Source organism: Xenorhabdus thailandensis (assembly GCF_037996785.1).
Lineage (GTDB): Bacteria > Pseudomonadota > Gammaproteobacteria > Enterobacterales > Enterobacteriaceae > Xenorhabdus > Xenorhabdus griffiniae.
In genome coordinates, this window is the sequence record NZ_JBBMXF010000001.1 from 1 (window position 1) to 4,484 (window position 4,484).

A 4,484-nucleotide genomic window follows, 5' to 3' on the forward strand; every position below is an offset into this window, starting at 1 on the left:
AAGACATAAGCGGCAAACATTAAGGCTTTTTTTCTCTTTGGCGGCATCAAAAAGCGCTGCCTGTGCCGCCACCATATGAGCCACATTTTTGTGCTCAATCATGACGCCTTTCGGCTGGCCGGTGGTGCCTGAGGTATAGATGATATAAGCCAAATCTGAGGGTTTGTTTACCGATGCCGGATTGTTTACGGGCTGGCCTGCGGTGATTGTCGGGTCATCCGTTGCTATCAGTACCGGTTGTCCTGCGCATGTTTGCGTCTCTGTCGCCAGCGTTGTCAGATACTTTTGCTGAGTGACGACGCAGGGGGATTGGGTATCGTCCAAAATAAACCGAACCCGCTCTAATGGATATTCAGGGGAAATGGGGACATAAGCGCCCACCGGCTTTCAGTACCGCCAGAATACTGATGACCATGTCCAGACTGCGGTCGAGGTAGAGGGCGATGGGGGTATCCGCTTGCACAGGGACATGATGGTGTGCTGACAGCGTTCACGGATCACATAAGCCAGTTGGTTTGCCCGTTCGTTAAGCTGGCGGTAGGTCAGGGATTCGCCTTCAAACACCAGCGCCACGTTATCCGGTGTGCTTTCCACTTGGGCTTCAAACAGTTGTTGCAGGGTTTTATCCTGCGGGTAAGGCGCATCGGTCTGATTCCAGCGGTGCAACAGGGTATGACGCTCTGCTTCGCTGAGGAAGGTGATTGACGTATGTAACTGGTCTGTGTAGAATGCGTTCAAGCTGATGCAACAAGCGCTGTGCTTGTTGTGCTTCTGTCAGCCAGTCTTCACCATAACCCAATTTAACCGTAAGACAGTTATTGTGCTCATAGGCCATTAACGACACCGGATAATCCACTTTTTCGACGGACTGACGGAATGTCAGGGTATGTTCTATACCGGCAGGGTTTTCGCTTACCACGGGGACGGGTAGTTTTCAAATACCAGCAGGCTGTGGAATAAGCGTTCTCCGTCGGATTGTAAACTGGCCAGCGAGACGGCACTGTGGCTGTTGAGCGCAGCGATATCTTTCTGTATAGCTTGTAAGACGCTAATAACACTGCGGTTATTATCCCACTGCACCATTAATGGCAACGTATTAATATATAGGCCGACGCTGGATTCAATACCGTCTACCGGTACATCGCGTCCGGATACGGTGGTGCCGACAATAGTCTGTTCATCTCCGGTGTAACTGTGCAGTAATTTATGCCAGGCAAATTGCAAGACCACGTTCAGGGTAATGCCTTGTTCACGACACATTTTCTTAATCTGCTGATATACGTTTCCCTGGACAGTAATAGTTTGCCTCAGCGGGTTTTTCAATCGTTCTTAGCCGAGTTAAATCAATGTGATGACTTAACAGGGCAGAAAGATTATTGGTTCCCTGGAAATTGTGCTTTACGTTCTCCCAATAGATTTCAGATTCCGCTTTGTGATCCAGATAATATTGCTGGGTTGCCAGATAGGCTTTATCCACCACTATTTGGGGAACGCGTTGCCCTTGTGCGAGTTGGTTGTAATATTCATGCACAGTTTTGCAATAAAATCGGGTTACTCCAACCGTCAGTAATACTGTGATGTTGCGTGATTAACACCGTTACCCGTTGTTCACTCTGTTTAATTAAGGTAAAGCGGATTAAACCAGGCTGACGTAAATCAAACGGCAGGGTACGGTCATGTTGTTGAATTGCGTCAATGGCGCTGTTTCGTTCTTTTGGTAATTGACTGATATCTTTGATCTCGAAATTCACCGAATGAATACTTGCACCTTTCGTCACAATCTGCAACATTTCCCCTTCCCAATTAAATGCTGTTCTGAGGATGGGGAAGCGTAGCGAGGCCAGCGCCCAGGCCCGCTGGTAGGCGGCAAGATCGAGTTGTGTGTGATAATCCAGTAACAGTTGTACGCGATAGGCATCATCTTGTGGCTGGGTCAGATGATGATAAATAAATCCTTGTTGCAAACTGGTAGCGGGGTACAAGGCTTCAAGCGGGTAGCGCTGTTGTAGCTGGCGTAGGCGAGAGATTGACAGCCCGTCAATACCATAATCACTGGGGGTTCTTATCCCGCCGGCTTGCGCCTGTTGTTGACCAGCCATAATGACAACCTGGAGAGTCTGCTCAAATGCGGTGATAAATACTTGTGTCTGAGTCGGTGTTAAGCGCGAACTGACACTGAATTGCAGCCTGCCTGCTTGAATTAGTCCGTTAATATTTAGCAGTAAATGACTATAGTTATTGTTTGATATTACATTTCCACAATAGTCGTTGGTCAGTGACCAGTTTTGCCCGATTTCTCCTGCCCAATTGACCGAGGTAATTGAAGCTTATCGCCGGTAAATCCCCATTCAAATAGCCTGCCTGATGTAATGCCCCATAACCAATGCCTTTATTGGGCACAGTACGAAGCATCTCTTTGGTGTGAATGATGGTGTCTGCAATATTCGTCTTCATTGCCAGACGAACGGGATACAGCGTGGTAAACCAGCCGATAGTTTCGGAGATATCCACAGCACTGTCGATGGCTTCCCGCCCATGCCCCTCAAGAGTAATGAAGTTCACCGCACGGGAGAACGTTGTCTGCAATGCCAGTGTGAGAGCGCTGAAGCAGTAAGTCGTTAATTTCAGTGTGGTAACCGGTGTTGGCTTCATGTAGTAGCATGTCCGTCATTTCGGCAGGAATGCTTAACAGGTGTTGGGTGATGTCGCCCAGCGCCAGTGTGAGTAGGGTTCCCTGCTATGACTTGCTGCCAGTAGGAAACTTCCTGTTGATTGAGTTTTGCATAGTGATGGACGGCTGTTACCCATTGTCGATAACTGCTGGTCTTCAATGGTAAGGTCATCCCCTGTAATAACAGACGTATATCTTCAGCAATAATTCGCCAGGAAACCACATCAATAATCAAATGGTGGAATGCGAAAAATAGCCGGGCGCTGCCATCCGTATATCCGGTCAGATGACCTGCCTGCCATAATGGCCCGCGGCAATAATCAAAGCCACTTTGCCATTGGGTTAGTTGTTGATGTAATGCTTCCTTATTTAATCCCCTGATATCACAGTGATGTAAGAGGGAATATGAAGATGGCATTTCCGTGGAATAGTGCTGACGGTAGCCGTTTTCGGTATCTATAAAACGGACACGCAGCATATCGTGCTGTTTAGTCAGCATTATCAGGGCCTGTTCAATCTGTGCGGATTTGATATCCCCGGGGATCTGGATCATAAATGCCTGATTCCAATGGTGTGGATTTGGCCAATTCCAGTCGAAGAAGGTCTGTTGGATAGGCAACAGGCTAAATTCCCCCGCTTAACAGTCCCTGCTCTGCGAGCATATTAACGGTAGATGATGAGAGAGCTAGCAGTTGGGCTAACCGGGCCACCGTTGGTGCTTCAAAAATTGATTTAACCTGGAGGGAAAAGCCCGCTTGCCGCAGTTTTGACACCAGTTGGATACTGACAATGGAATCCCCCCCGATGCGGAAAAAGTTATCTTCAATGCCAATGCGCTCCAGCCCTAACACGTCCTGCCAAATGGCACACAGTTGAGTTTCCAGCGCATTGCGGGGAGCGACATAGCTGTTACGATCCCCCCAGACTGGCTCAGGCAGGGCGCGGCGATCCAGTTTGCCGTTCAGGGTCAGGGGGACGGTTTCAATACGGGTAAAGCTGGCCGGCAGCATGTATTCCGGTAAGCGGGAAGAGAGATGCTCAGTCAGGCTGTCATCAGACAGTTCCTCTTCCGTCACCAGATATGCCGCCAGTACTTTATGGCCGTTATGCTCACGGTCAATCACCACTGCCTGTTTTACCTGTGGGTGCAAAGTCAGGGCAGTTTCAATTTCGCCCAATTCTATGCGGTAGCCACGGATTTTGACCTGAAAATCATTGCGGCCCAGATATTCCAGATTGCCATCCGGCTGCCAGCGGACTAAATCACCGGTTCTGTACAGACGGGTATAACCGAGAGCCTTGTCTTCTGCGGTGGCAAAGGGATTCGCCACAAAACATTCGGCCGTCAGTTCAGGCTGGTTTAAATATCCCCGCGCCAGCCCGGCACCGCCGATATACAGTTCTCCCGGCGCGCCGACAGGAGACAGATGACCGTGACTATCAAGAACGTAAAGGCGGGCGTTATTAATGGCTTTGCCGATATTGTTGGGATGACCCCGGTTGATATATGCTTTTCGGTCGCACAAACGGTCACTTCGGTTGGGCCGTAAGAATTGAGGACATCGCTATGATTGGCTGAAATGGTCAAGAAAATCCAGCGAGGGGGATTCTCCGGCGGTCACTAATAACTGCAAGGAAGGTAAGTGCGAGCCGATTAACAGCTTGAGTATGGCTGGCGGTAAGGCGGCGATTTCAATGCCTTCTCGTTGAATGAGTTTTTCAACGGCCGGGGCATGACGTTCTGTTTCGCTGCAAAGGTAAAGCGTCAGGCCATGAAATAAACTGGAATAAGAGTTCGAAAACAGAACCATCA

Annotated in this window: 7 protein-coding genes and 1 pseudogene; all 8 read right to left on the minus strand. The window is 49.2% G+C overall.

Translation table 11 applies throughout. The features are described 5' to 3' along the window. Window positions 1-594, minus strand: a pseudogene (locus tag AAC853_RS00005) (AMP-binding protein); the annotation flags it as partial. Window positions 595-912: 318 nt separating this feature from the next. After that, window positions 913-1,260 carry a condensation domain-containing protein gene (locus tag AAC853_RS00010; RefSeq protein WP_340613209.1) on the minus strand — a complete coding sequence of 116 codons (348 nt, stop codon included), beginning with the start codon at window positions 1,258-1,260 and terminating at the stop codon, window positions 913-915. A gap of 4 nt (window positions 1,261-1,264) precedes the next feature. Next, complete coding sequence (locus AAC853_RS00015) at window positions 1,265-1,531, minus strand: hypothetical protein (RefSeq protein ID WP_340613211.1); 267 nt, start codon at window positions 1,529-1,531, stop codon at window positions 1,265-1,267. Continuing rightward, on the minus strand, window positions 1,524-2,099 hold the full coding sequence (locus tag AAC853_RS00020; protein WP_340613212.1) for a condensation domain-containing protein: 576 nt from the start codon (window positions 2,097-2,099) through the stop codon (window positions 1,524-1,526). The genes AAC853_RS00015 and AAC853_RS00020 overlap by 8 nt, the downstream gene beginning before the upstream one ends. A gap of 136 nt (window positions 2,100-2,235) precedes the next feature. After that, window positions 2,236-2,652, minus strand: a complete 417-nt coding sequence (locus tag AAC853_RS00025) for a condensation domain-containing protein (protein ID WP_340613214.1) — start codon at window positions 2,650-2,652, stop codon at window positions 2,236-2,238. Continuing rightward, a complete protein-coding gene (locus AAC853_RS00030; protein ID WP_340613216.1) occupies window positions 2,649-3,290 on the minus strand; it encodes a condensation domain-containing protein in 642 nt (213 codons plus the stop codon). Before AAC853_RS00030 ends, AAC853_RS00025 begins: the two co-directional genes overlap by 4 nt. Before the next feature lie 4 nt (window positions 3,291-3,294). Beyond that, window positions 3,295-4,197 carry a phosphopantetheine-binding protein gene (locus AAC853_RS00035; protein WP_340613218.1) on the minus strand — a complete coding sequence of 301 codons (903 nt, stop codon included), beginning with the start codon at window positions 4,195-4,197 and terminating at the stop codon, window positions 3,295-3,297. 39 nt (window positions 4,198-4,236) lie between these two features. After that, the coding region (locus tag AAC853_RS00040; RefSeq protein ID WP_340613219.1) for a hypothetical protein at window positions 4,237-4,484 on the minus strand (248 nt) is incomplete at its 5' end.

Coding starts and splice junctions, on each gene's coding strand:
- AAC853_RS00010 (WP_340613209.1), bottom strand. CDS start 1,260: ATGTGTCGTGAACAAGGCATTACCCTGAACGTGGTCTTGCAATTTGCC.
- AAC853_RS00020 (WP_340613212.1), bottom strand. CDS start 2,099: ATGGCTGGTCAACAACAGGCGCAAGCCGGCGGGATAAGAACCCCCAGT.
- AAC853_RS00025 (WP_340613214.1), bottom strand. CDS start 2,652: ATGAAGCCAACACCGGTTACCACACTGAAATTAACGACTTACTGCTTC.